An 18,518-nucleotide genomic window follows, 5' to 3' on the forward strand; every position below is an offset into this window, starting at 1 on the left:
CCGCTTATTTGCTTGTCTTTGATCCTGCGTGACCCTTGAATGTTCTTGTCGGAGCAAACTCGCCGAGCTTGTGACCAACCATATCTTCGGTTACATATACAGGAACATGTTTTCTGCCGTCATGAACGGCAAATGTGTGACCAACGAACTCAGGGAAAATTGTTGAACTTCTTGACCAAGTCTTGAGAATTCTCTTTTCGCCTGCTTCGTTCATTTCGATAACCCTTTTGAGCAGTACAGGCTGAACATAAGGGCCCTTTTTAGTACTTCTACTCATGTTTTAGCTCCTTTCCGCCTTACTTACCGTTTCTTCTTCTTACGATAAGCTTGTCGCTGCTCTTGTTGTTCTTACGAGTCTTGTAGCCGAGTGCGGGCTTACCCCATGGGGTTACAGGGCCCGGACGACCAACAGGTGACTTACCCTCACCACCGCCGTGCGGATGGTCGTTAGGGTTCATTACAGAACCACGAACAGTAGGACGCCAACCCATGTTTCTCTTACGACCTGCTTTACCGATCTTAACATTTTCGTGATCGGTGTTACCTACCTGACCGATTGTAGCCATGCAGTTTTCAGGAACGTTTCTGAGCTCGCCTGAAGGAAGTCTTAAAAGTGCAAGACCGTTTTCCTTAGCCATGAGCTGAGCCATGTTGCCGGCTGAACGAGCGAGCTGAGCGCCTCTGCCGGGATAAAGCTCTACATTGTGGATAAATGTACCAACAGGGATTGCTGTAAGCGGAAGTGCGTTACCGGGCTTAATATCAGCGTTTGCACCTGCTGTTACCTTGTCGCCTACCTTAAGTCCTTCCGGAGCAATAATGTAAGCCTTCTCGCCGTCTGTGTACTCTACAAGAGCGATGAATGCAGAACGGTTTGGATCGTACTCTAATGTTTTAACTGTACCTTCAACATCAAATTTCTGACGCTTGAAGTCAATAATACGGTACTTTCTGCGGTTGCCGCCGCCTCTGTGACGAACGGTGATTCTGCCGTAGCTGTTACGACCTGCCTTTTTATTTAAAGAAGCAAGCAAGCTTTTTTCCGGCTCAACCTTTGAAAGACCTGAATAATCTGTAACCGACATATTTCTTCTTGAGTTAATGGTCGGCTTATATACTTTAATGGCCATTTGGTTTCACTCTCCTCATGATGGCTTTGCGGGAATATGGCATTTCCCATACATTCTGCCTGAATTATTGTTTTCAGACTCAATACTGAACCTGAGTCAGTATTACATCATGCCTTCAAAAAATTCGATAGGCTTGCTGTCTTCTGTAAGTTTTACGATTGCTTTCTTCCAGCTTTTTGAGTAGCCGCCGTTGTTTCTGCCCTGACGACGGAACTTTCCTCTTACGCTTACTGTGTTTACCTTAGCAACCTTAACCTTGAAGATTTCTTCACAAGCTTTTGCAATTTCAATCTTGTTTGCTGACTTAGCAACTTCAAAGGTATAAATTTTGTTAACTGCGCCGAGCATACTTTTTTCAGTAATAACAGGGCGGATTACAATATCATGAGCTATCATGCATATACCTCCTCAATCTTGCTTACTGCATCCTTAACGATGATAAGCTTGTCAGCATTCAAAATGTCATAAACATTAAGAGTGTTTACCTGAGCTGTCTTAACACCGGGGATGTTGTTAGCTGATTTAATAACCTTGCTGTCAACCTCAGGAAGAACAATGAGAGCCTTCTTTTCAGCTCCGATTGCGCTGAGCATTGCAACAATCTTCTTTGTCTTGTACTCGTCCATGCTGATTGAATCAACAACGATGAGCTCGTTCTCCATAACCTTTGAAGAGAAAGCTGACTTCATAGCAAGTCTTCTTACCTTCTTGTTTACAGAAAATCTGTAATCTCTTGGCTTCGGAGCGAATACAACGCCGCCGTGTGTCCACTGCGGAGCTCTTGTTGAACCCTGTCTTGCACGGCCTGTACCCTTCTGTCTCCACGGCTTTTTACCGCCGCCTGAAACCTCTGATCTTGTAAGAGCGGACTGTGTGCCCTGACGCTGTGCTGCAAGGTAGCTAACTACCATCTGATGCATAACAGCTGCATTTGGTTCGATACCGAATACGGACTCAGCAAGCTCGATTGTGCCAACGCTCTTGCCTTCCATATCTACTACTGCTAAATTTGGCATTTATAATCCCCCTTCCTTAAGCCTTTACGGAATCTTTGATTACAACGATTCCCTTGTTAGGACCCGGAATAGCACCCTTAACAGCGATGAGGTTGTTTTCTGCGTCAACCTTAACAACTGTGAGGTTCTGAACCGTTACCTGTTCTGCGCCGAGGTGACCTGCCATTCTCTTACCCTTCCAAACTCTTGAAGGTGATGAGCAGGCACCGATTGAACCGCCGTGGCGTACGCAAGGACCTGTACCGTGTGATTCCTTAAGACGGTGGAAGTTCCATCTCTTAATAACACCTGCTGTACCCTTACCTTTGCTCTTGCCTGTTACGTCAATCTTGTCGCCGGGGGTGAATACGTCTGCTTTAACGAGATCACCGATGCTGTAAGCGTCTGTGTCTGTAAAGCGGAACTCTTTGAGAGTTTTCTTTGGTGCTACACCGGCCTTATCAAAGAAGCCCTTCATTGGCTTGTTTACCTTGTGAGGTTTAACATCGCCGTAGCCGAGCTGTACCGAAGCGTAGCCGTCGTTTTCAACTGTTTTCTTGGCTGTTACCACGCAAGGGCCTGCCTCAACAACAGTTACGGGAATCATGATTCCCTTTTCATCGAAAATCTGTGTCATACCGATTTTCTTACCGATGATTGCTTTCTGCATAAATTGTATCCTCCTTATAGGTTATTGGTTGGTTTCCCAACATGACCCTGTCTGCTTGTAGGTTGGTATCCGATTATAACTTAATCTCGATATCAACGCCGGCAGGGAGCTCTAAGCTCATAAGAGCCTCGACTGTCTTGTTTGACGGTCTTAAGATGTCGATAAGACGCTTGTGAGTTCTGATTTCAAACTGCTCACGGCTGTCCTTGTACTTATGAACAGCACGGAGAATTGTTACAACCTGCTTCTCAGTCGGGAGCGGAACGGGACCTGAAACTCTTGCGCCTGTGCGCTTAGCTGTTGCCACGATTCTCTCTGCAGACTGATCAACGAGCTGATGATCATAACCCTTTAATCTTATTCTAATCTTTTCCTTGACTGCCATTATCGTCGCCTCCTTAAAAATGTTAGTTGGCGGGCGTTGCTTTTCAAAACTTTTTTGAAACTCTGCCGGGTGTTTCCTCACCCCGCATTAAAAAACCCGTTTAACTATTCAGTTAACCGGGAAGTTCTGAAAGCGTTTGAGCGCAGTTATGGCAAAGCAACCCCATTGCCACTCAATCGCTCTGTGTTTCAATTTAATCGCCCGGTTTAAAATCGGACATACTCCACGGAAAAACCGGCTTAATGCCGCAACCTCCCGCTTCATCGCATATCTTGTGCAGTCACACAAGCATTATTATAAACGAAATACCGCATTATTTCAACCTTTTCGGCAAAATAAGCGGTATAGAAGTTTTTGAAATATTTTTAATTAATTTTGTTTAATTTGTACATACTCCCGTTTGCCGATTTTATGTTATAATTATGCAGACGAAAATGTTTTTTCTATACTATTGTATATAAGGGATTCCATTTTGTCAATTGTGCAGTTTTATGAAAAGGAATGACAGACAATGAAGCATTTGTATTTTGGTGACGGTAAGGGCAAAACCACAGCCGCCATAGGAATTGCCGTCAGGGCGGCAGGCAGTAACCTCAAGGTGCTGTTTGTGCAATTTTTAAAGACGGAATTTTCGGGAGAACGCCATGTTCTCAGCCACACCGAGAATGTAACGCTCACCTTCTGCCCCGCCGACCTCAAGTTTACATTTCAGATGAACGAAAAGGAGAAGGCTCAGGCGGCAAAAATTTTTAAGGGTATTTTTGACCGCAGCGTCACACTTGCATTAACAGAAAAGTATGATATGGTCGTATTTGACGAAATCATTGACGCAATCAATGCTGAAATGCTCACAGAATCCGAGGTTGTTGAATTTATCACCAACGCTCCGTCAAGTATGGAAATTGTTATGACAGGTCACAACCCGTCGCAAAAGATGATTGACCTTTGCGATTATGTGACCGAGTTCAAGAAAATCAAGCACCCCTACGACCGAGGCATCACAGGCAGAATCGGCGTAGAATTTTAATTCACACAGTAGTTTTGCAAATTTTCGGCAGTTCGGCAGATAATAATTTAACCTGAATTTCCCGAAAAAATATAATTTTTAAGTTATCTAACAAGCGGCATATAATCCGTGTGCAGGCAAAAATACAAAATATCCGATATATGCAAACAGAGGCCATCAGCCAAAAGCGATGGTCTCTGTTTTTTATTGCCGGCAATTTAATCCGAAAGAGATTTCTCAACATTTATTATAGGATAGAGCTTATTGTTAATCGACTTGATTTTCTCGATTGCACTCTGTTTTATCTGTCTTTCTGTAAGGTCAAGTCCATACGGAATAACCATATCGAAAACAACATTTGTATGCGTACTGCCCTTTACAATCCTGAAATCGTGGATTGAATATTCGGGATTAAGCTCACACAAGCCCTCGGAAATTTTCATTTTCAGCTCATTTGTGAACGCGTCGTTTGACGCAATCGGATCCATATGTATGGTTGCAAAACAGTTGTACCTGTTTTCAAGCTGTTTTTCCGTCAGGTCAATTGCGTCGTGAGCTTCAAGGATATCCTCGTCACACGGTACCTCTGCGTGGAGTGAAATAAAGCATCTGCCCGGACCGTAATCGTGAATAATCAAATCGTGGATACCCACAATCATATCATTTTTCAACACTGTTTCCTTGATTTCATCAACAAATTCAGGGTCGGGCGCTTTGCCGAGGAGCGGAGAGAGGCTCTCTCTGAATGTGCTGACACCCGTAAAAAGTATGAACAGCGAAACACACACGCCGAGCCATCCGTCAATCTGAACTCCTGTTGAGGCTGAAATAAGCAGTCCTATTATTACAACCGAGGTTGCAATGCAGTCGGTCAACGAATCGAGTGCCGCCGCCTTGAGTGCGGTTGAATTTATTTTTCTCGACAATCCCGAATTAAAAAAGTACATCCATAATTTTACGAAAATTGACGCAATCATTATTGCAAGCGAAAGCGTTGAAAATGCCGTACCGCTCTCGGGACAGATTATCTTTTCGACTGAGCTTTTGATAAGTTCAATGCCCATTAAAAGAATCACAACGGAAATACCCATTCCCGCCACATACTCATATCGGCCGTGACCGAACGGATGCTCTCTGTCGGCAGGACGGCTTGCAAGCTTAAATCCGAGGAATGTAACAACCGAACTGCCTGCGTCCGAAAGGTTGTTAAGTGCGTCGGCAATGACGGAAACCGATGCCGAAACAATTCCGGCAAACAATTTTCCTCCGAACAGTACCAGATTAAGAATTATTCCGCAAATACCCGAAAGGTTGCCATAGGCAGTTCTAACCTTTGGATTATCACAGTTGTCGCTGTCTTTAACGAACAGCTTTACAAGTAATTTTGTCAAATAAAACACCAACTAAAATTTATTTACAGCGAATCGTTTCGGCTGAAAACATCGGCAACCTCTGTAATTGAAATGTACGCTTTCTTGTCAATTTCACGCACAATTTCCTTCAGCTTGCCAATCTGGAAACGGTTGACAACAAAGTAAATCATCACCTTGTCCTTGCCTGAATATCCGCCCTGAGCCTGCATTACGGTAACGCCGCTTTGAAATTCCTCCGAAAGTGCGTTACAAATTTCATCGCAACGGCTTACAGACGCAATAATCGTTGCCGCCTTTGCCCTGTCAAAACCTTCAACAATAAAGTCAATCGTTTTAAGTGCGGCAAAATATGTAACAATCGAATAAAGCGGAAGAATCCAGCTTTGAAGAATGAAGCCGCATACAACATAAAGAACAATGTTGTACGCCATAACGAACGAGCCAACCGATACACCGATTTTTTTCGCAAAGATTACCGCCATAACCTCGATGCCGTCCATTGCACCGCCGAATTTGATTGCAAGACCGCTGCCTATACCCGAAATCACACCGCCGAATACGGCACAAAGGAGCAAATCGGTTCCTGCAAGCGGAGATGCCATACTGACATCAACGGGCAGAACATCGGTTATCAGCCACGAAACAAACGAATAAACCGCAACCGTATAAATTGCGTAAAATGTAAACTTCTTTCCCTGCTTTTTAAGTCCGAACAAAAACAGCGGCAGGTTAAAAATTATAAGAAAAAGTGAAAGCGACAGGCTCTCGGGGGTAAGCTGTGCGGCAAGCATAGCCGTACCTGAAATTCCGCTGTCATAAAGGTTTACGGGGTTAAGAAATATTGTAATTCCGAACGCATTGATAATTCCGGCAATTGTGAGAAAAAGCATATTTTTGATTTTGATTGCCTTTCCCGCTCTTTGTAAGAGATTTTTCATTGTCATCATCCTTTGCAGTAAATTCCCATCCCCATCATTCACACAAGTATAATCTACATTGTACCACGATATTGATATTTACGCAAGAAAAGCAAAACAAACAACCGCTTAGGTTGAGAAAGCAACGGTTGTAACGCAAAAAATAACAGGCTGAAATTTTCAACCTGTCATTTTCATTTTTGATAACCGTTATTTAGTTATCTTAATGGGTTTTATTAAATTGCAAAATTTATTAAAACCGTGCGGACAAAGCATGATTATATTTTTACGGTTTTTCATATGAAACTACAACATTGAGATGTAAAGGAAAATCTGCATTTACACATTTTTCAATATATTTTTTCTCTGCGTCTGTTTTTGTGTCAAAAATTTTCAAATTTACACGGTTTTTGAGTGCAATTTCCTTTATTGTAAAGTTTTCCACACCGTAGCCCCTGACAAACTGTTTAAAATCATTGAGAGTACACCTTCCGCCGACTTTCTGCTCCGCAATTTTGAGCATATCTCTGCGTTTTTCAATAGAATACCCATCACGCACCTTGCCGACAAACCTTTCTCTTTCTGCAATTCCGAAATCCTCTGCCGTATCAATAAACAGCTCCCGTTCCATCATTTCAAGCATATTAAACACCGAATCCAGTCCCTCTGCATATGCCAAAAGCTCCGCGCCGATATTTGATTTTGCCGTAATATCATAAAGCCCCGTGCCTTCTAATTTTGTTTTCATCGACTCAAAGCTGTTCATTATTGCACCCCAATCGTAACCGTACCAACTGTGAAGCACTGCGATTTTGCCGCTGTCACATCCTGCATATCGGTATTCCAAGTGTAGTTATTTATGCATCCCGTTGCAACGAGCTTTGCTCCCAGCTCCGCAAGATGAAAAGTTCCGCCAATCGGAATTGAATTAACATAATCCGCAAAAGCCTTTGAAAGCAGAGCTTTCACCTCCGATGAAGAATAGCCGTCCTCGGCATAAACCGTCACACTCATATTACAAGCAGTACGCTGAGCATTGACAACAAGAACATCCACATTCAGCTCTCTCTGCTTTGCAACAATTTCCTGAACTTTTGCAACAACATCAGTACTGACAGCGGCATCCGAACCTGTAACATAAATATTTACCGTGCCAAAGCCTCTCACCTTACCGACGGCACAGACCTTAGCCACACCGTCAACCGAGAGTGCAAGCTGTTCGTAATATGCCGCATTTGTACCGTTAGAGGTGTTGACATATGTATCCCTTATGCGTTTGCGAAGTTCGTCATCCGTTTCTGCGTCACAACCACCCGTAAATTTCTCACGGTTTGTAACCGTTTCAATCTCTGTCGGCACACTCACGGGAACAACCGCACAACCAAGCCCGATATTACCGTTGCTCCCCGCCTGTTCAGCCTCGGCATAAACACTCACAAGCGTGTTGCCTGCGCTGATTTCTTCATCTTCCGTTGTAACATATCTCACAGGCACAGGGTCTGCCGTTGCCACAACACAGCCCTTTGGAATTATAATATCGTGACTGCACGGCTGAGAAATATAGAATGTAATTTCGCCCGTTGACTTCATCGCCTTTTTGCGTTCAATACCTCTCTGCGATGCGAGTTTATCAAGGCATTCACCGCTTGCGCTCACTGCAAACATCTGTCTTTTCCACCACTCAAGGTTTGTCTGCACCTTGAAAATCTCGCCCGCAAGCACCTTGAGCCTGATTGCAATATCGCTTTTTTCATTAAAACTGTCGCCTGTTTCCTGCTCATATACATTCTTCATTCTGCCGTAAATTTCGTCATATGTATCCATTTATCTGTACCTCCCTTGTAATTCCGTCAACCGTAAGGTCAATTGTAATTTTTCTGCCGACATCCTTAATGCTTGCAAAGACGTTTTCCATTTCGGCAAGTGATTCATTGGCAAGCAGTTCAAGTTGTTTTGCCGAAAGCGTTTTGCTCTGTAAAGCAACAGTCGAACCGAGTTCTCGGTCATAAACAAATCCGCCGAGCTTTGCCGAAATACAAATCACAGCCTGCTGAAATTTTGCGTCAAGCCCCTCAAGCAGCACCGTACTGCCCGAAGAATTGATAACTGTGTCACCGTTTTTTATCATTATATCCCTCATTCTACACCGCCTTGCCGTTGATAAGAACCCTGCCGTCATTTTTCAGCACAATACTCGCTCCGCCCTTTGACGAGAGCATAACCTCGCCCTCATCAAGCTCAACATTTTTCGCAAGCACACCAAGGCTCACTTCACCGTTGGCAAGCGGCAATACAACCGCCGACTCTCCCACGGGAACAACGCTTGCAAAGCCGTATGGCACGCAACATTTTATCCCCCTGTGTTCTTCCGAAGAGTCAACCGAAACGGTGTTTCCCGAACTTTTCACACCGCCTCTTTCCGCCTTAGGAGCGGTAATCGAATTTTTAGTTATGTAATTCATCAGCCACATCGCCGTTCTCCTTTCCAAGCACAACCGTTGTGCTTTCACCGTTTTTCCCAAGTGAATATTTAATGCTTTTCACAACCAAGCCCTCTCTTTTTCCAAGGAGAGAGTCATCAATCACAGCCCTTCTGCCGACAACTCCGCACAGACATTCTGCACATTCAAGCATTATTTCAAAGCTCTGCCTGTTGCCGTTTTCAATCATTCTGTCGGCTGTTTTAACCGCGTTGTTGTCGAGAAAAGCGTTTACATATCTAACTCTCTTAATTCTGTCGGCAGCACTGCCGTTGCCGACAACACTCTTGTAACCGCCGTATTCCTCGGTGCGTAGTTTGACCTGCGAAATCACCTTGCACGGCTTTATGTACTCACGCAGAGATGTGTAGCCTACTCCGTTTCTGCCGAACACAATCGGCTCTGCACCGCCGTAAGTGCCGCACATCAAGGCAAATCCCGCACCCGTAATTCTCGGACCTTTGCCGTATCTGCCGTTGCAGAATTTTTCAAGCACCTGCCACTCGGTCATACCCTTTTCAATTTTGATTGTGCCCATAAACGGATGTTCGTCACCGTCATAACCGACAATTCCGAACGGCTTTAAATGCCTTTCAAAAATGAACTTTGCCGCAGGATTTATATATGTAACAGGCTCCGCCTCATTGTCGAGAAGCCTTCCGGCAAGACTCCTTGCACTCAGCCTTACAATCGCACCGTCGGTTCTCACAATGCTGACAATCTCGTCCGCCTGCCCAACAAATACAAGCGACTTGCCGTCATAAGCCTCAAGCATATCAACATTCCTGTATTTTCTGTCATACGGCACAGTCAGCACAAGCTCATCGGCAGGCACATCGACATCTGCCGAAATTTCAACAGTAAGGACATTTTTAAATTCACACCTTTTGCCGTTTTTGTCCGTAAAAAAGTAACTCAGCACAGCCTCACCCTCCTTGTTCCAAGGTTTTCATCGGGGAACTTAACATCGGGATTCAGTCGCACAAGCTCGTCAATTTTCACCTCTGTTTTGTATGCAACATCCCACAGGGTTTGTCCGCTTTCACAGTCAAAATATGTAGTTTCCGTTTTCTGCTTTTTCTCCATAACCTCACGGAACACAAAGCTGTATTCAAGCACATTCGGCTTTGGCTCTCCCTTTATTTCAAGCTTTTCAAACACAGCATAAATGCTCGGCAGGCTCGGCACGGAAAGCACTTCCTTTCCGCTGTTTCTGAACACCTCAAACAGCCTTTCAAACTGTTCGGCACAATCCTCGCCGTACAGCTGTCCCGAACCGCTGATTTTCATATTCTTCCGCCCCATATCCTGAACAGCGGATTCGCCGAACGGACTTTTCATTTCTGCAACGCTCTTGTCACATTCAAAGCTGATATTCTGCGGATTATGATGCCACACATATTCACCGAATTTCATCGGCACCGGTTTCATCGGCTTTTCGCCTCCTCTTCTTCGTCAAGTCTGCGGCTGTAACGGCGGCTTTCTCTTTCAAGAAATTCACCCAACATCTCGGTATCTTTACCGCCGTTCTCAGACTCCGCAAGCCTGTAAAGTTCGTCTGAATTTTTATCATTCATATAATTTTCCTCTCGTCGGCACTGATTTTCACGGTTGCAAGAATACTTCCGCTGCCCTGAGTAACGCTTGAAAATTCAAGCACTTTGCAATCCGTGTAAATAATTTTCTTCTTTGCAAGGTCAAGCTCAAGGTTTTTAAAGCTGTCACGCTCCAAAAACGGAGTTTCATCCGTAATCTTCATCACAAAGGTAAGTTCCCATTCATTTGAAACAATCCTCTCAACGGGCTTGTCATTGAGAAATTCCTTGATTTCCGTGAAGGAGTTCTTTCTTGTACAGGTTGCCTTTTCAACGCCGCCGAGAATTTTCCCCTCACATTTCAACATGGCATTTCCGCAATTTTCAAATTCAAAGCCGTCCATTTAAACCTCCTCGCAAAGACAGAATTCCATATTAAAACTCACCGTTCTGTAAATTGCGTTCATATCGGGGTCAAATTCAATTGAAGCCGCCTCACTGTGGGTAATCGTCTTTTCAGCGTCGGCAGTTTTAAGTCCGAGAAGAATTTCACTGACAACCTCCGAAAGACCGCTTCCGTTCTCGGTTGCAGGAGCATACACCCTGATTTCAACATCTGCGCTGTAGCTTTCGCCCTTGATAGACGGTGAAAGGTATCCGCCGATATAGCTCTTCTCCGTTGACATATCTCTCACCGACACAACGGCAGTCATTCCGTTCACCGGCGACGGTGCTTCATCAGAACCGTACTCTCTTATAAACCTGACATTTTTCAAAGCCTCATTTACCTTTAAGCCTGCAATAATACGGTCAACCTGTTTCTCAATTCTATTCAAAATCATCCCTCGTTTCTTCTCTGTACGCACACAGAACAGCCCTGACATAAATCGGATTATCCTGCACATAATATTTTTCGCACCTTTTAACAGTATATTTACCGTTTTCACTTTCTATTACGCTTTTTTCCGAATTAAGCAAAACATCGGGCGGTGCAATAAACAAAAACAGCTTCGTTTTTCTCATACCTAACTTATGCCGCACACTTTCATAATTCTGATTGAAGTTGTATCTCAAAGGTGAAATAAAAGCCTTTGTCTTAACCGTTTCATCTCCGTTTTTAACGGTAACATCACAGCCGTATCTGTTTAATATTTTCCCGATAGACGGTGAAATATTCATCATATCACCCCAAGCAAAAATTTTTCTCTGCCTATAAGATCCTGCGACTTGTCGGCATATTCCCTCCACAGCTTTTCGGCTCGGCTTTCACCGTCCGCAGATGATGAAATTTTCAAATCACCTGCGGAAAAAGAAGAAATGCTGTCATCATTGCAAAGGGAATACAACTTAAAAGCGTAAACGGCACACAGGTTTTCAAGTCTTAATTCGTCATCCTCCGAAAGATTTTCCTTCGTAACAATTGAATTAACATACACCACGGCATCGTCAATAATGCTCTTCCATTTGTATGCTTCAGCACCGTCAATACCGCTGTATAATGCAAAACGCTTTGTAATGTTTGCAATGTTCAAGGCAATCCCTCCTTAACAGCTCATCACCTTTGACGCCTCTGTAAAGATTTTTGAAAAACCGGCGGTACAGGTAACTGCGGCTCTTTCAAGCTGACGGTCAATAAGCTTGTCGTAATCTGTAACAACACCGCCTGCCTGAACCATTTCAAGCGCACAGTTTTTGTCAAGACCGATAATCTTACCACCCTCAAGCTCAGGAGTGTGAAGAAGGCTTGCACCGAGAGGTGTAATCATTCTGCCCGTAGCCTGAAAATCAAGACCTGCGTTTGAATCCTGAAGCTGAGAGAGCGAAAGAATCTTCTGCATTTCGGGAGTTGACGCAAGAATTGTGTTGAGTTCATACGGGGCAAGCTCTGTCCAAAGCTTTAAAAGGTCCTCATATGTAACCTTGCCGCCTGTTGCAACATTAAGTGTGCCGGCGGGATTTTCATTGCCGTCACCGTTCACAAGCACATCAATCGCATCTTTAAGCTGTGCTCTTGCAATATATGCGCCAATCTGATTGAGTGTTACGGTAAAGAGATCAAGACGCTGAAAGCGAAGTGCCTCATATGATGCAACAAGCATTCTGCCACGCTTGTGAAGCTTAACAAGATTTTCTCTTGTCTTAACCTCAGTCTGCGGAATCTTTGCACCCTCGCCGACGAGTTTAAGACTCTTGTCATCTTCACTCGGAACAGATGCAATACTGCGGTAATCCATACCCTCAATGTCTGTCACGGTTGCCACAAGATTCGGGAGAATATCCGCTCTCTCCATGCCCTGCATAACGGCTCTGCTCACATATTCGGGGAAAAGTGCCGCAGAGTTTGAACTCTGAAAAAACTTTTCAACACAGTCGCTGTTTCTGCCCTTAACCTTAATGTCAAAGCGTTTGAGCTGACGAGAAAATGCGTCAAGTCCCTCAAGTGCAGTACCTCTGTAATTTTCTGACGGATCAAGCTTTTCAAGTGCGCCCGAAATTCCGCCCTTTGTCTGATACATACCCTTTTCAATTGTAATATTTTCAAAATTTGCCATAATATCTTCCTCCCCTTATCAAAGAATAAATCCTACCGAAGTGTCTGTTGAGTCAAGCACAAGGTACTCTCTGCCGGTTGTTGTAACCGACACGCCGCCGGCTGCCGTTGCAGAAAGCTTTTTGTAGCCGACGGCGATTTTCTTGTCGCTCTTAACCTTTACATAGCCCGAAAGCTGAACAACCGCATAACCGCCTCTCACGCTTACGCACACACCGCAAAAGTTCTCGCTTGCGTCACATTTCGCAACAGTGCCGTTGTCCTTCATCTTAACAGGCACGCCTGCCTCTGTAAGTGTTTCGTCTGCAATAAATGTTGCGGCATTTTCGCCATAACCGTTAAAATTTACATTCATAATAATACCTCCGTTAAATACTGAACTGACCGTTTTCCACGGTGTTATTTCTCTTGTCCTGCTTGCAGTAAAGCTGCGGAACAGGCTCAAAAGCTGCTTTCTTTTTCTTTTCAAATGCTGACTTAAATTCTCTGAGCTGTTCAATTGTCATGCTCTTTGCAACGCTCTCCATAGTTTCGCCCGAAATGTCAGGCTGAACAAAAGCGGCAAGTCCCACAACATCACGGGTAAGGCTTTCACGGTACAGCACACCGTCCTTAGCCGACTTTTTAAGCCCGTCAATATATTCGCACAGCTTTCTGCTGTCGCTCTCATCAAGTGTAAAAGCCTTTTTGTTTTCAATGGCTTTAAGAATTTTCTCCATATCATTTTCCTTTCCAAAAATTTTGTGACCTTTCGTAATGCCTGCCCTCTTTTGTGACGGCACGGCAACAAAGCTCCATTCGTATGCGTCATACGGGTTCACAAGTTCACCGCAACAAAGCTTTGAGCCATAAACCTCGCCCTTTTTGTGAGTACACATCGAGATGTCCTCACCGCACACATTGCACACAACTCTGCCAACGGCACAGCCAACGCTTACTTCCTTGATAATTCCGCTGTCAATCGCAAGGATAATATCCCTGTTGCTCTCACAAACGGGAAGATATGCCCTTGCCTTGAGCCTGTAGTAATCGTCACCCAAGGTCGTTTTCTGACCGTCAATTTTCTCAACCTTACAGCTGAAAATTCTCGCCGTCTGATTTTTGGCACTCGGATTGTGGTCAATAATTCCTGTCTTGCCGACAAAAAGCTTTTCAAGCTCATAAAGCGAATCTGTTGTAAAGCGTTCGCCGTCACGGTCAACATCGTTGTCACACAGCACAACCGAAAACGCATACACCTCATTTTTTGCAAGATTTCGCCTTGTAAAGCGGTTAATCAGTTCGAGTTCATCATCACCGACAGTCTGATTTTCACCGTCAACAACACCCGAAACACCGCTTTTAATAAGTTTGTTATCCTTCATTCTGCACCTCCGCTCCAATCTGTCTTTCAATGTTCATCGCATTTGCATTGTTAAGTCTTGCCTGAGAAAGCTCAACCGCATCCTGAAGATTGATCTTATCCCACTCAATCTTAAAGCTGTCGTTATAACCGCACATTTTAAGATGAGCCGACACAATTTTTGTAATCACGGGTTCAAGCACTGTGCGGTAGTAGGCAAGCTCGCTTGTGAGGATATCCGCCTGCTGTTCGCTCATTCTCTCCGTACTCGACCACGAAATGCCGAGCAAAAACGGCGGAATACCAAGCTTTGCAATAATCTGCTCAAGAATATGCCTTACTGGAATGTCACAGTCGGGCATATCGCTTTCAGCGCCGATAACCTTAATGCTGACATCGCCGACCGACACAAAATCACACACACTGTCGCTTCTCATCGCCTTTTTCCACTCATCGGCAACCGCCTGTGCATTTTCTCTGCTCACAGCCGAACCGTTTGAATCGGGATTGAGAGTAACCGCAAAACGGATATCACCAACCCTCTCCCAGTTTGTTTTTACCGACTCAAAAATCCTCAAAAGTATTGAGCTGACAAACGGCAGACCGCTGAGTATGGAAGTACCGCACACAGTACCCGGCTTTGGATTAAGCAGGGTTGCAAAAATCCTTTCCGGATGCTTCGGTTCTTCGGCTGTACCGTTGCCGAGTGTGTAAACCGCAAGCTTCAGCGGAGAAGAATCCGCTCTGATTTCAACATCGTCAAGGCTTGCATTGTACAATGCGCAAATCCCTTCACCATCACTATCGGGAACAATCTCACCGACCGCCTGTCCGTAGGTGAGAAGCGAATCAAGATAGCAAAGCACAAAGCTTTCAAGTCCCATCATTTCACCGTTTGTGCGGACATTTTTAACAAAGCTGTCGGCAATCTTCTGACTTTCAGCCGATGAAGTCACAATTTTGAATCCGCCGATAAGTCTGATAATTTTGCAGAGTGCCGCGTCAATAATCGGCACAGACTCACGCAAAGTTGTGTACAACTGCCTTTCCGTTCTCGTCTGAACGGCAAATCGTGAGAAAATCGGCGAATTATTTCTCGTTTCTCTCAAAACGGTCTGCACCGTCTTTATGCTCTCGGTCTTTTTATTTTTTCTGCCAAGCCTCAAGCTGTTTCCTCCTGTCTTTTGGCTGCAACGGCAAAAAATCCGTCACAACCGTAAATTTTCGTAGCGACAAAATATCTTATGTCGTCCATTGCATGGTCGTTTTCCTTAACAGGTGCGTCACTACGCCCCGAACCGTCCCAACGGTAAAGCGAAAACTCCCTTCTTGCGGCTCTGCAATTTTTGCAGATTCTGATTTTTCTGTCCTTCAAAGCCTGCGAAGTCTGTCTTATGCCGTTGATAACATTGTTTTCAGCCGACACAACCGTGTATTTTCCGTGTCTCCTTATAACCTCAATAAAGCTTGCGGCAGACGGATCGACAATCACACATTCGATTTTCCGCCCGTCAATCAGCTTTTCAAGTCCGTCATAATGCTCCTCGTCGGTCTTTTGAAAGCCCTGAGTGCGTGAGTTGAAGTAGTATTCGTCAACCCTGTACCACACACCGTTTTTTCTGCCCCACAAACCGAATGATGCGGGATTCACAGTACCGTAATCGCACGATACCGCCCAGCTTTCAATATCTGACGGAATATCGCAGTACATCTTTTCATCGTCCATAAACGGATAAACCGCACCGAAAACGGCTACCCATCTGCCCTTTACGAACCTCTCGTAAAACACACCCGAATACAGACTTTCATACCGCTTGATAACCTCAGGCTTCAAAGACGGATTGTCCTGCATTGTAAAGTGCAGATACAACGCATTTTTGTCGCCGCACTTTTTAATCCACTCACGGTAGAACCAATGCTCAGGAAATTCGGGATTGCAGTTAAACCAAAATCTTGAACCCGACACGGAACATCTCGCCAATGCCTGTTCAACGAACGACCTCGGCATCAACGCAACCTCGTCAAAAAGCACACCCGAAAGCGTCATGCCCTGAATGAGCGAAGCGGATGACTCGTCCTTGCCTCCGAAAAGATAAAACCTGTTCATAACTCCGTTAACGCTCACGGTCAGAATATTCTGCGACAGCTTTTCTTCACACTTAAAACCGAGTGATTTCAAAATCGGAATCACGGGCGTAATCATATTTCGCCTTAAAGAACGGATTGTCTTTCCGCAAAGTGCAAAGTCCGAATTTGCAAAATCGTAAAAGCTCCACAGAATGAACGACAGCGACATACAAAAAGTCTTTCCGCTACGCACAGCACCGTCACAGATGATTGCGTCCCTGTCACGAAAAGCCGACTCCCTGTTCCACCACGAAAGCACGGTAAGCTGTTTTTTAGAAAAAGTTTTAATTTCCATTTTCCTTGTCATTCACCGCCCTTGCACTGTTTGAAATGGCGTCAAAAAGCTGTTTTGCGCCTGTTTCATGCTCACCGCCTGCACCGAGTTTTTCAAGTGCCTTTAGCCTGTCAAAAAACTTGATTTCCATTGAACCGTCCTTCGGTCTTTTAATCTCCGACACAAGGAACAAATCCATTCCTTCAAGGTCCTCCTTGCTCGGATCACTTTTGTAAAGCAAAGAAATTGCATCGCAAATGCTCCCGAAAGCCAACCGCTGATACCCTGCAGCCGCCATGTTGGCAAGGGATTTTTCTCTTAGCCGTGACAGCCGTTCAAGCTCGGCTGAAATTTCGGGACGGCAGATAAGCTCTTCCCCCTTCTGCTCACAATCCCCCGTGTAGCCTGCCTTTTCTGCGGCAAGCTCGGAATTTCCCGAACTGAGAAATAAACTGCAAAACTTTTTTTCCCTACCTGTCAATTTTCTGATATCTCGTCACCTCCGTTTTTCGAGAGGCTTTATCAACGCCCCTCACTTATACCCGTGAAATCTCAAAAAAATGCATACTTTAATGCAATTTTCAAAAATATTTTTCAAAAGATAATTCTTCTCCTAAAATCATTCAGCAAAGACCTTCACCTGCTCCCCTAACAGCAAGCCGTCTTTTCCGAATCAGGTAATAAAAAAACCGTGTGTACTTTTCTGTACACACGGTTTTGTGTTTTAGTCGGTATATTTACTTGAGCATTTTAAGAATTTCGTCCTTTTCACGATAGCCTACTGCCTTATTGACAAGCTGACCGTTTTTGAACACCATAAGAGTCGGGATACTCGACACATTATACTGCATTGTAAGGTCGGGTTCTTCGTCAACATTAACCTTGCCGACAAGAATTTTGCCGTCATATTCGTCAGCGATTTCTTTCACAATCGGTGCAATCATCTTGCACGGACCGCACCATGTTGCCCAAAAGTCTACAAGCACGGGAATATCCGACTGCAAAACCTCCTGCTCAAAAGTTTCTTTGTAAAGCTCTATTTCCATAACAATCCTCCTGTTCGGTTATTTTAATCTTTAGATTTGTAGTAAAGCATACAATGACAAAAGCCTTCAAAATCGGGATCGGCAATTTGCTCTTTGAATTCCTTGCACATACACTTGTATTCCTCTGTACGCTGAATTCTGCACGGGCAGTAACCGCCTGTCCTCTTTAAGCCCTCTTTAACTGTTTTTACTACTTCTTTGTCGGGATTAAGTGTTATTTTCATCTGCTCACCCCACAATTTTTCGGCGTTTGCCGTTAATCTCTTCCCTTGCCTATACTATATATTCAAATCTCAATCTTGTCAAGCGGCGGTGTGTCACCGCACCCCGTTCGTGTAGATAGTTTGATATAATCAAAACTATGACTCCCGAGATTAACTTTGTGCTAATATTGCCCTATGCATAGCGAGTGCCTCGCACCCTATTCGTGTAGACAGTTTAATATAACCAAAGTTACGACTCCCGAGATTTGCTTTGTGCTAATATTCCCCTATGTATAGCGAGTGCCTCGCACCCTATTCGTGTAGATAGTTTGATATAATCAAAACTATGACTCCCGAGATTTGCTTTGTGCTAATATTGCCCTATGTATGGCGGTGTGCCTCGCACCATATTTATATACATAGTTTCCGCAATGCAAACCATATTATGCCCGAGCGTAAAATTGCTATTGTTTGTGCAATACAG

At 44.4% G+C, this 18,518-nt stretch carries 28 protein-coding genes; 1 reads left to right on the forward strand and 27 read right to left on the reverse strand.

All coding sequences use genetic code 11. The annotated features are described in order from the left end of the window. Positions 1 to 4 precede the first annotated feature (4 nt). From rpsS to rpsJ, 6 genes are all read right to left on the reverse strand, one after another. Positions 5 to 277 (reverse strand): 30S ribosomal protein S19, encoded by a 273-nt coding sequence (gene rpsS / locus QDI94_RS06815; protein WP_015523192.1) that lies wholly within the window; start codon positions 275 to 277, stop codon positions 5 to 7. 19 nt (positions 278 to 296) lie between these two features. Further along, complete coding sequence (gene rplB, locus QDI94_RS06820) at positions 297 to 1,130, reverse strand: 50S ribosomal protein L2 (protein ID WP_101028252.1); 834 nt, start codon at positions 1,128 to 1,130, stop codon at positions 297 to 299. A gap of 102 nt (positions 1,131 to 1,232) precedes the next feature. Beyond that, positions 1,233 to 1,526, reverse strand: coding sequence for a 50S ribosomal protein L23 (rplW, locus tag QDI94_RS06825; RefSeq protein WP_101028251.1), 294 nt, complete (start codon positions 1,524 to 1,526; stop codon positions 1,233 to 1,235). Continuing rightward, positions 1,523 to 2,146 carry a 50S ribosomal protein L4 gene (gene rplD, locus QDI94_RS06830; protein WP_101028250.1) on the reverse strand — a complete coding sequence of 208 codons (624 nt, stop codon included), beginning with the start codon at positions 2,144 to 2,146 and terminating at the stop codon, positions 1,523 to 1,525. Before rplD ends, rplW begins: the two co-directional genes overlap by 4 nt. 16 nt (positions 2,147 to 2,162) lie before the next feature. Next, a complete protein-coding gene (rplC, locus tag QDI94_RS06835; protein WP_015523188.1) occupies positions 2,163 to 2,795 on the reverse strand; it encodes a 50S ribosomal protein L3 in 633 nt (210 codons plus the stop codon). Positions 2,796 to 2,868: 73 nt separating this feature from the next. Beyond that, positions 2,869 to 3,180, reverse strand: a complete 312-nt coding sequence (gene rpsJ / locus QDI94_RS06840) for a 30S ribosomal protein S10 (RefSeq protein ID WP_015523187.1) — start codon at positions 3,178 to 3,180, stop codon at positions 2,869 to 2,871. A 511-nt stretch (positions 3,181 to 3,691) separates the two neighbouring features. Here rpsJ and QDI94_RS06845 point away from each other — a divergent pair. Continuing rightward, positions 3,692 to 4,207, forward strand: a complete 516-nt coding sequence (locus QDI94_RS06845) for a cob(I)yrinic acid a,c-diamide adenosyltransferase (RefSeq protein ID WP_101028249.1) — start codon at positions 3,692 to 3,694, stop codon at positions 4,205 to 4,207. A 197-nt stretch (positions 4,208 to 4,404) separates the two neighbouring features. Here the strand turns inward: QDI94_RS06845 and QDI94_RS06850 are convergent, their stop codons facing one another. The 21 genes from QDI94_RS06850 to QDI94_RS06950 form a co-directional block, all read right to left on the reverse strand. Further along, positions 4,405 to 5,577: a cation diffusion facilitator family transporter gene (locus tag QDI94_RS06850; protein WP_278868019.1), complete on the reverse strand. Its 1,173-nt coding sequence runs from the start codon at positions 5,575 to 5,577 to the stop codon at positions 4,405 to 4,407. 23 nt (positions 5,578 to 5,600) lie between these two features. Continuing rightward, positions 5,601 to 6,497, reverse strand: coding sequence for a YitT family protein (locus QDI94_RS06855; RefSeq protein WP_101028247.1), 897 nt, complete (start codon positions 6,495 to 6,497; stop codon positions 5,601 to 5,603). Positions 6,498 to 6,762: 265 nt separating this feature from the next. Then, positions 6,763 to 7,242, reverse strand: a complete 480-nt coding sequence (locus tag QDI94_RS06860) for a hypothetical protein (RefSeq protein WP_278868022.1) — start codon at positions 7,240 to 7,242, stop codon at positions 6,763 to 6,765. Continuing rightward, entirely contained in the window at positions 7,242 to 8,300 is a 1,059-nt protein-coding gene (locus tag QDI94_RS06865; protein ID WP_278868024.1) for a baseplate J/gp47 family protein, read from the reverse strand. The genes QDI94_RS06860 and QDI94_RS06865 overlap by 1 nt, the downstream gene beginning before the upstream one ends. Then, positions 8,287 to 8,616 (reverse strand): hypothetical protein, encoded by a 330-nt coding sequence (locus tag QDI94_RS06870; protein ID WP_278474516.1) that lies wholly within the window; start codon positions 8,614 to 8,616, stop codon positions 8,287 to 8,289. Before QDI94_RS06870 ends, QDI94_RS06865 begins: the two co-directional genes overlap by 14 nt. 1 nt (position 8,617) lies before the next feature. Beyond that, positions 8,618 to 8,938, reverse strand: a complete 321-nt coding sequence (locus QDI94_RS06875) for a phage baseplate assembly protein (RefSeq protein WP_278868026.1) — start codon at positions 8,936 to 8,938, stop codon at positions 8,618 to 8,620. Beyond that, positions 8,922 to 9,878 (reverse strand): hypothetical protein, encoded by a 957-nt coding sequence (locus QDI94_RS06880; protein WP_278868028.1) that lies wholly within the window; start codon positions 9,876 to 9,878, stop codon positions 8,922 to 8,924. The genes QDI94_RS06875 and QDI94_RS06880 overlap by 17 nt, the downstream gene beginning before the upstream one ends. Beyond that, positions 9,872 to 10,387, reverse strand: a complete 516-nt coding sequence (locus QDI94_RS06885; RefSeq protein WP_278868030.1) for a DNA circularization N-terminal domain-containing protein — start codon at positions 10,385 to 10,387, stop codon at positions 9,872 to 9,874. The genes QDI94_RS06880 and QDI94_RS06885 overlap by 7 nt, the downstream gene beginning before the upstream one ends. Beyond that, positions 10,384 to 10,533 (reverse strand): hypothetical protein, encoded by a 150-nt coding sequence (locus QDI94_RS06890; protein ID WP_176791029.1) that lies wholly within the window; start codon positions 10,531 to 10,533, stop codon positions 10,384 to 10,386. Before QDI94_RS06890 ends, QDI94_RS06885 begins: the two co-directional genes overlap by 4 nt. Continuing rightward, a complete protein-coding gene (locus QDI94_RS06895) occupies positions 10,530 to 10,895 on the reverse strand; it encodes a hypothetical protein (protein WP_278868032.1) in 366 nt (121 codons plus the stop codon). Before QDI94_RS06895 ends, QDI94_RS06890 begins: the two co-directional genes overlap by 4 nt. Beyond that, a complete protein-coding gene (locus QDI94_RS06900; protein ID WP_278868034.1) occupies positions 10,896 to 11,327 on the reverse strand; it encodes a hypothetical protein in 432 nt (143 codons plus the stop codon). It lies immediately after the preceding gene. Beyond that, entirely contained in the window at positions 11,320 to 11,673 is a 354-nt protein-coding gene (locus QDI94_RS06905) for a hypothetical protein (protein ID WP_147639937.1), read from the reverse strand. Before QDI94_RS06905 ends, QDI94_RS06900 begins: the two co-directional genes overlap by 8 nt. Then, complete coding sequence (locus QDI94_RS06910; protein ID WP_046433696.1) at positions 11,670 to 12,023, reverse strand: hypothetical protein; 354 nt, start codon at positions 12,021 to 12,023, stop codon at positions 11,670 to 11,672. Before QDI94_RS06910 ends, QDI94_RS06905 begins: the two co-directional genes overlap by 4 nt. 12 nt (positions 12,024 to 12,035) lie before the next feature. Then, positions 12,036 to 13,043, reverse strand: a complete 1,008-nt coding sequence (locus tag QDI94_RS06915) for a phage major capsid protein (RefSeq protein WP_015522868.1) — start codon at positions 13,041 to 13,043, stop codon at positions 12,036 to 12,038. Positions 13,044 to 13,061: 18 nt separating this feature from the next. Next, on the reverse strand, positions 13,062 to 13,397 hold the full coding sequence (locus QDI94_RS06920) for a hypothetical protein (protein WP_278418860.1): 336 nt from the start codon (positions 13,395 to 13,397) through the stop codon (positions 13,062 to 13,064). Between the two features lie 13 nt (positions 13,398 to 13,410). Next, positions 13,411 to 14,406, reverse strand: coding sequence for a hypothetical protein (locus tag QDI94_RS06925; RefSeq protein ID WP_278418862.1), 996 nt, complete (start codon positions 14,404 to 14,406; stop codon positions 13,411 to 13,413). Beyond that, positions 14,396 to 15,550 carry a phage portal family protein gene (locus tag QDI94_RS06930; RefSeq protein ID WP_118102215.1) on the reverse strand — a complete coding sequence of 385 codons (1,155 nt, stop codon included), beginning with the start codon at positions 15,548 to 15,550 and terminating at the stop codon, positions 14,396 to 14,398. Before QDI94_RS06930 ends, QDI94_RS06925 begins: the two co-directional genes overlap by 11 nt. Continuing rightward, positions 15,547 to 16,806: a PBSX family phage terminase large subunit gene (locus tag QDI94_RS06935; RefSeq protein WP_278418864.1), complete on the reverse strand. Its 1,260-nt coding sequence runs from the start codon at positions 16,804 to 16,806 to the stop codon at positions 15,547 to 15,549. Before QDI94_RS06935 ends, QDI94_RS06930 begins: the two co-directional genes overlap by 4 nt. After that, positions 16,796 to 17,266, reverse strand: coding sequence for a terminase small subunit (locus QDI94_RS06940; protein WP_278418866.1), 471 nt, complete (start codon positions 17,264 to 17,266; stop codon positions 16,796 to 16,798). The genes QDI94_RS06935 and QDI94_RS06940 overlap by 11 nt, the downstream gene beginning before the upstream one ends. A 256-nt stretch (positions 17,267 to 17,522) precedes the next feature. Next, complete coding sequence (trxA, locus tag QDI94_RS06945; RefSeq protein WP_015522872.1) at positions 17,523 to 17,831, reverse strand: thioredoxin; 309 nt, start codon at positions 17,829 to 17,831, stop codon at positions 17,523 to 17,525. A gap of 23 nt (positions 17,832 to 17,854) precedes the next feature. Beyond that, positions 17,855 to 18,055 carry a ferredoxin-thioredoxin reductase catalytic domain-containing protein gene (locus QDI94_RS06950; RefSeq protein ID WP_046433028.1) on the reverse strand — a complete coding sequence of 67 codons (201 nt, stop codon included), beginning with the start codon at positions 18,053 to 18,055 and terminating at the stop codon, positions 17,855 to 17,857. Positions 18,056 to 18,518 lie beyond the last annotated feature (463 nt).

This window comes from Ruminococcus bromii, from assembly GCF_928721825.1.
GTDB lineage: Bacteria > Bacillota > Clostridia > Oscillospirales > Acutalibacteraceae > Ruminococcoides > Ruminococcoides bromii.

What these genes read in the sequence shown, in the direction of transcription:
- rplC (WP_015523188.1), bottom strand. Translation starts at nt 2,795, where the DNA reads ATGCAGAAAGCAATCATCGGTAAGAAAATCGGTATGACACAGATTTTC.
- QDI94_RS06890 (WP_176791029.1), bottom strand. Translation starts at nt 10,533, where the DNA reads ATGAATGATAAAAATTCAGACGAACTTTACAGGCTTGCGGAGTCTGAG.
- QDI94_RS06845 (WP_101028249.1), top strand. Translation starts at nt 3,692, where the DNA reads ATGAAGCATTTGTATTTTGGTGACGGTAAGGGCAAAACCACAGCCGCC.
- QDI94_RS06885 (WP_278868030.1), bottom strand. Translation starts at nt 10,387, where the DNA reads ATGAAACCGGTGCCGATGAAATTCGGTGAATATGTGTGGCATCATAAT.
- QDI94_RS06875 (WP_278868026.1), bottom strand. Translation starts at nt 8,938, where the DNA reads ATGAATTACATAACTAAAAATTCGATTACCGCTCCTAAGGCGGAAAGA.
- rplB (WP_101028252.1), bottom strand. Translation starts at nt 1,130, where the DNA reads ATGGCCATTAAAGTATATAAGCCGACCATTAACTCAAGAAGAAATATG.
- QDI94_RS06895 (WP_278868032.1), bottom strand. Translation starts at nt 10,895, where the DNA reads ATGGACGGCTTTGAATTTGAAAATTGCGGAAATGCCATGTTGAAATGT.
- QDI94_RS06855 (WP_101028247.1), bottom strand. Translation starts at nt 6,497, where the DNA reads ATGAAAAATCTCTTACAAAGAGCGGGAAAGGCAATCAAAATCAAAAAT.
- QDI94_RS06905 (WP_147639937.1), bottom strand. Translation starts at nt 11,673, where the DNA reads ATGATGAATATTTCACCGTCTATCGGGAAAATATTAAACAGATACGGC.
- rplD (WP_101028250.1), bottom strand. Translation starts at nt 2,146, where the DNA reads ATGCCAAATTTAGCAGTAGTAGATATGGAAGGCAAGAGCGTTGGCACA.
- rpsS (WP_015523192.1), bottom strand. Translation starts at nt 277, where the DNA reads ATGAGTAGAAGTACTAAAAAGGGCCCTTATGTTCAGCCTGTACTGCTC.
- QDI94_RS06935 (WP_278418864.1), bottom strand. Translation starts at nt 16,806, where the DNA reads ATGGAAATTAAAACTTTTTCTAAAAAACAGCTTACCGTGCTTTCGTGG.
- QDI94_RS06870 (WP_278474516.1), bottom strand. Translation starts at nt 8,616, where the DNA reads ATGAGGGATATAATGATAAAAAACGGTGACACAGTTATCAATTCTTCG.
- QDI94_RS06915 (WP_015522868.1), bottom strand. Translation starts at nt 13,043, where the DNA reads ATGGCAAATTTTGAAAATATTACAATTGAAAAGGGTATGTATCAGACA.
- QDI94_RS06950 (WP_046433028.1), bottom strand. Translation starts at nt 18,055, where the DNA reads ATGAAAATAACACTTAATCCCGACAAAGAAGTAGTAAAAACAGTTAAA.
- QDI94_RS06920 (WP_278418860.1), bottom strand. Translation starts at nt 13,397, where the DNA reads ATGAATGTAAATTTTAACGGTTATGGCGAAAATGCCGCAACATTTATT.
- QDI94_RS06925 (WP_278418862.1), bottom strand. Translation starts at nt 14,406, where the DNA reads ATGAAGGATAACAAACTTATTAAAAGCGGTGTTTCGGGTGTTGTTGAC.
- rpsJ (WP_015523187.1), bottom strand. Translation starts at nt 3,180, where the DNA reads ATGGCAGTCAAGGAAAAGATTAGAATAAGATTAAAGGGTTATGATCAT.
- QDI94_RS06865 (WP_278868024.1), bottom strand. Translation starts at nt 8,300, where the DNA reads ATGGATACATATGACGAAATTTACGGCAGAATGAAGAATGTATATGAG.
- rplW (WP_101028251.1), bottom strand. Translation starts at nt 1,526, where the DNA reads ATGATAGCTCATGATATTGTAATCCGCCCTGTTATTACTGAAAAAAGT.
- QDI94_RS06860 (WP_278868022.1), bottom strand. Translation starts at nt 7,242, where the DNA reads ATGAACAGCTTTGAGTCGATGAAAACAAAATTAGAAGGCACGGGGCTT.
- trxA (WP_015522872.1), bottom strand. Translation starts at nt 17,831, where the DNA reads ATGGAAATAGAGCTTTACAAAGAAACTTTTGAGCAGGAGGTTTTGCAG.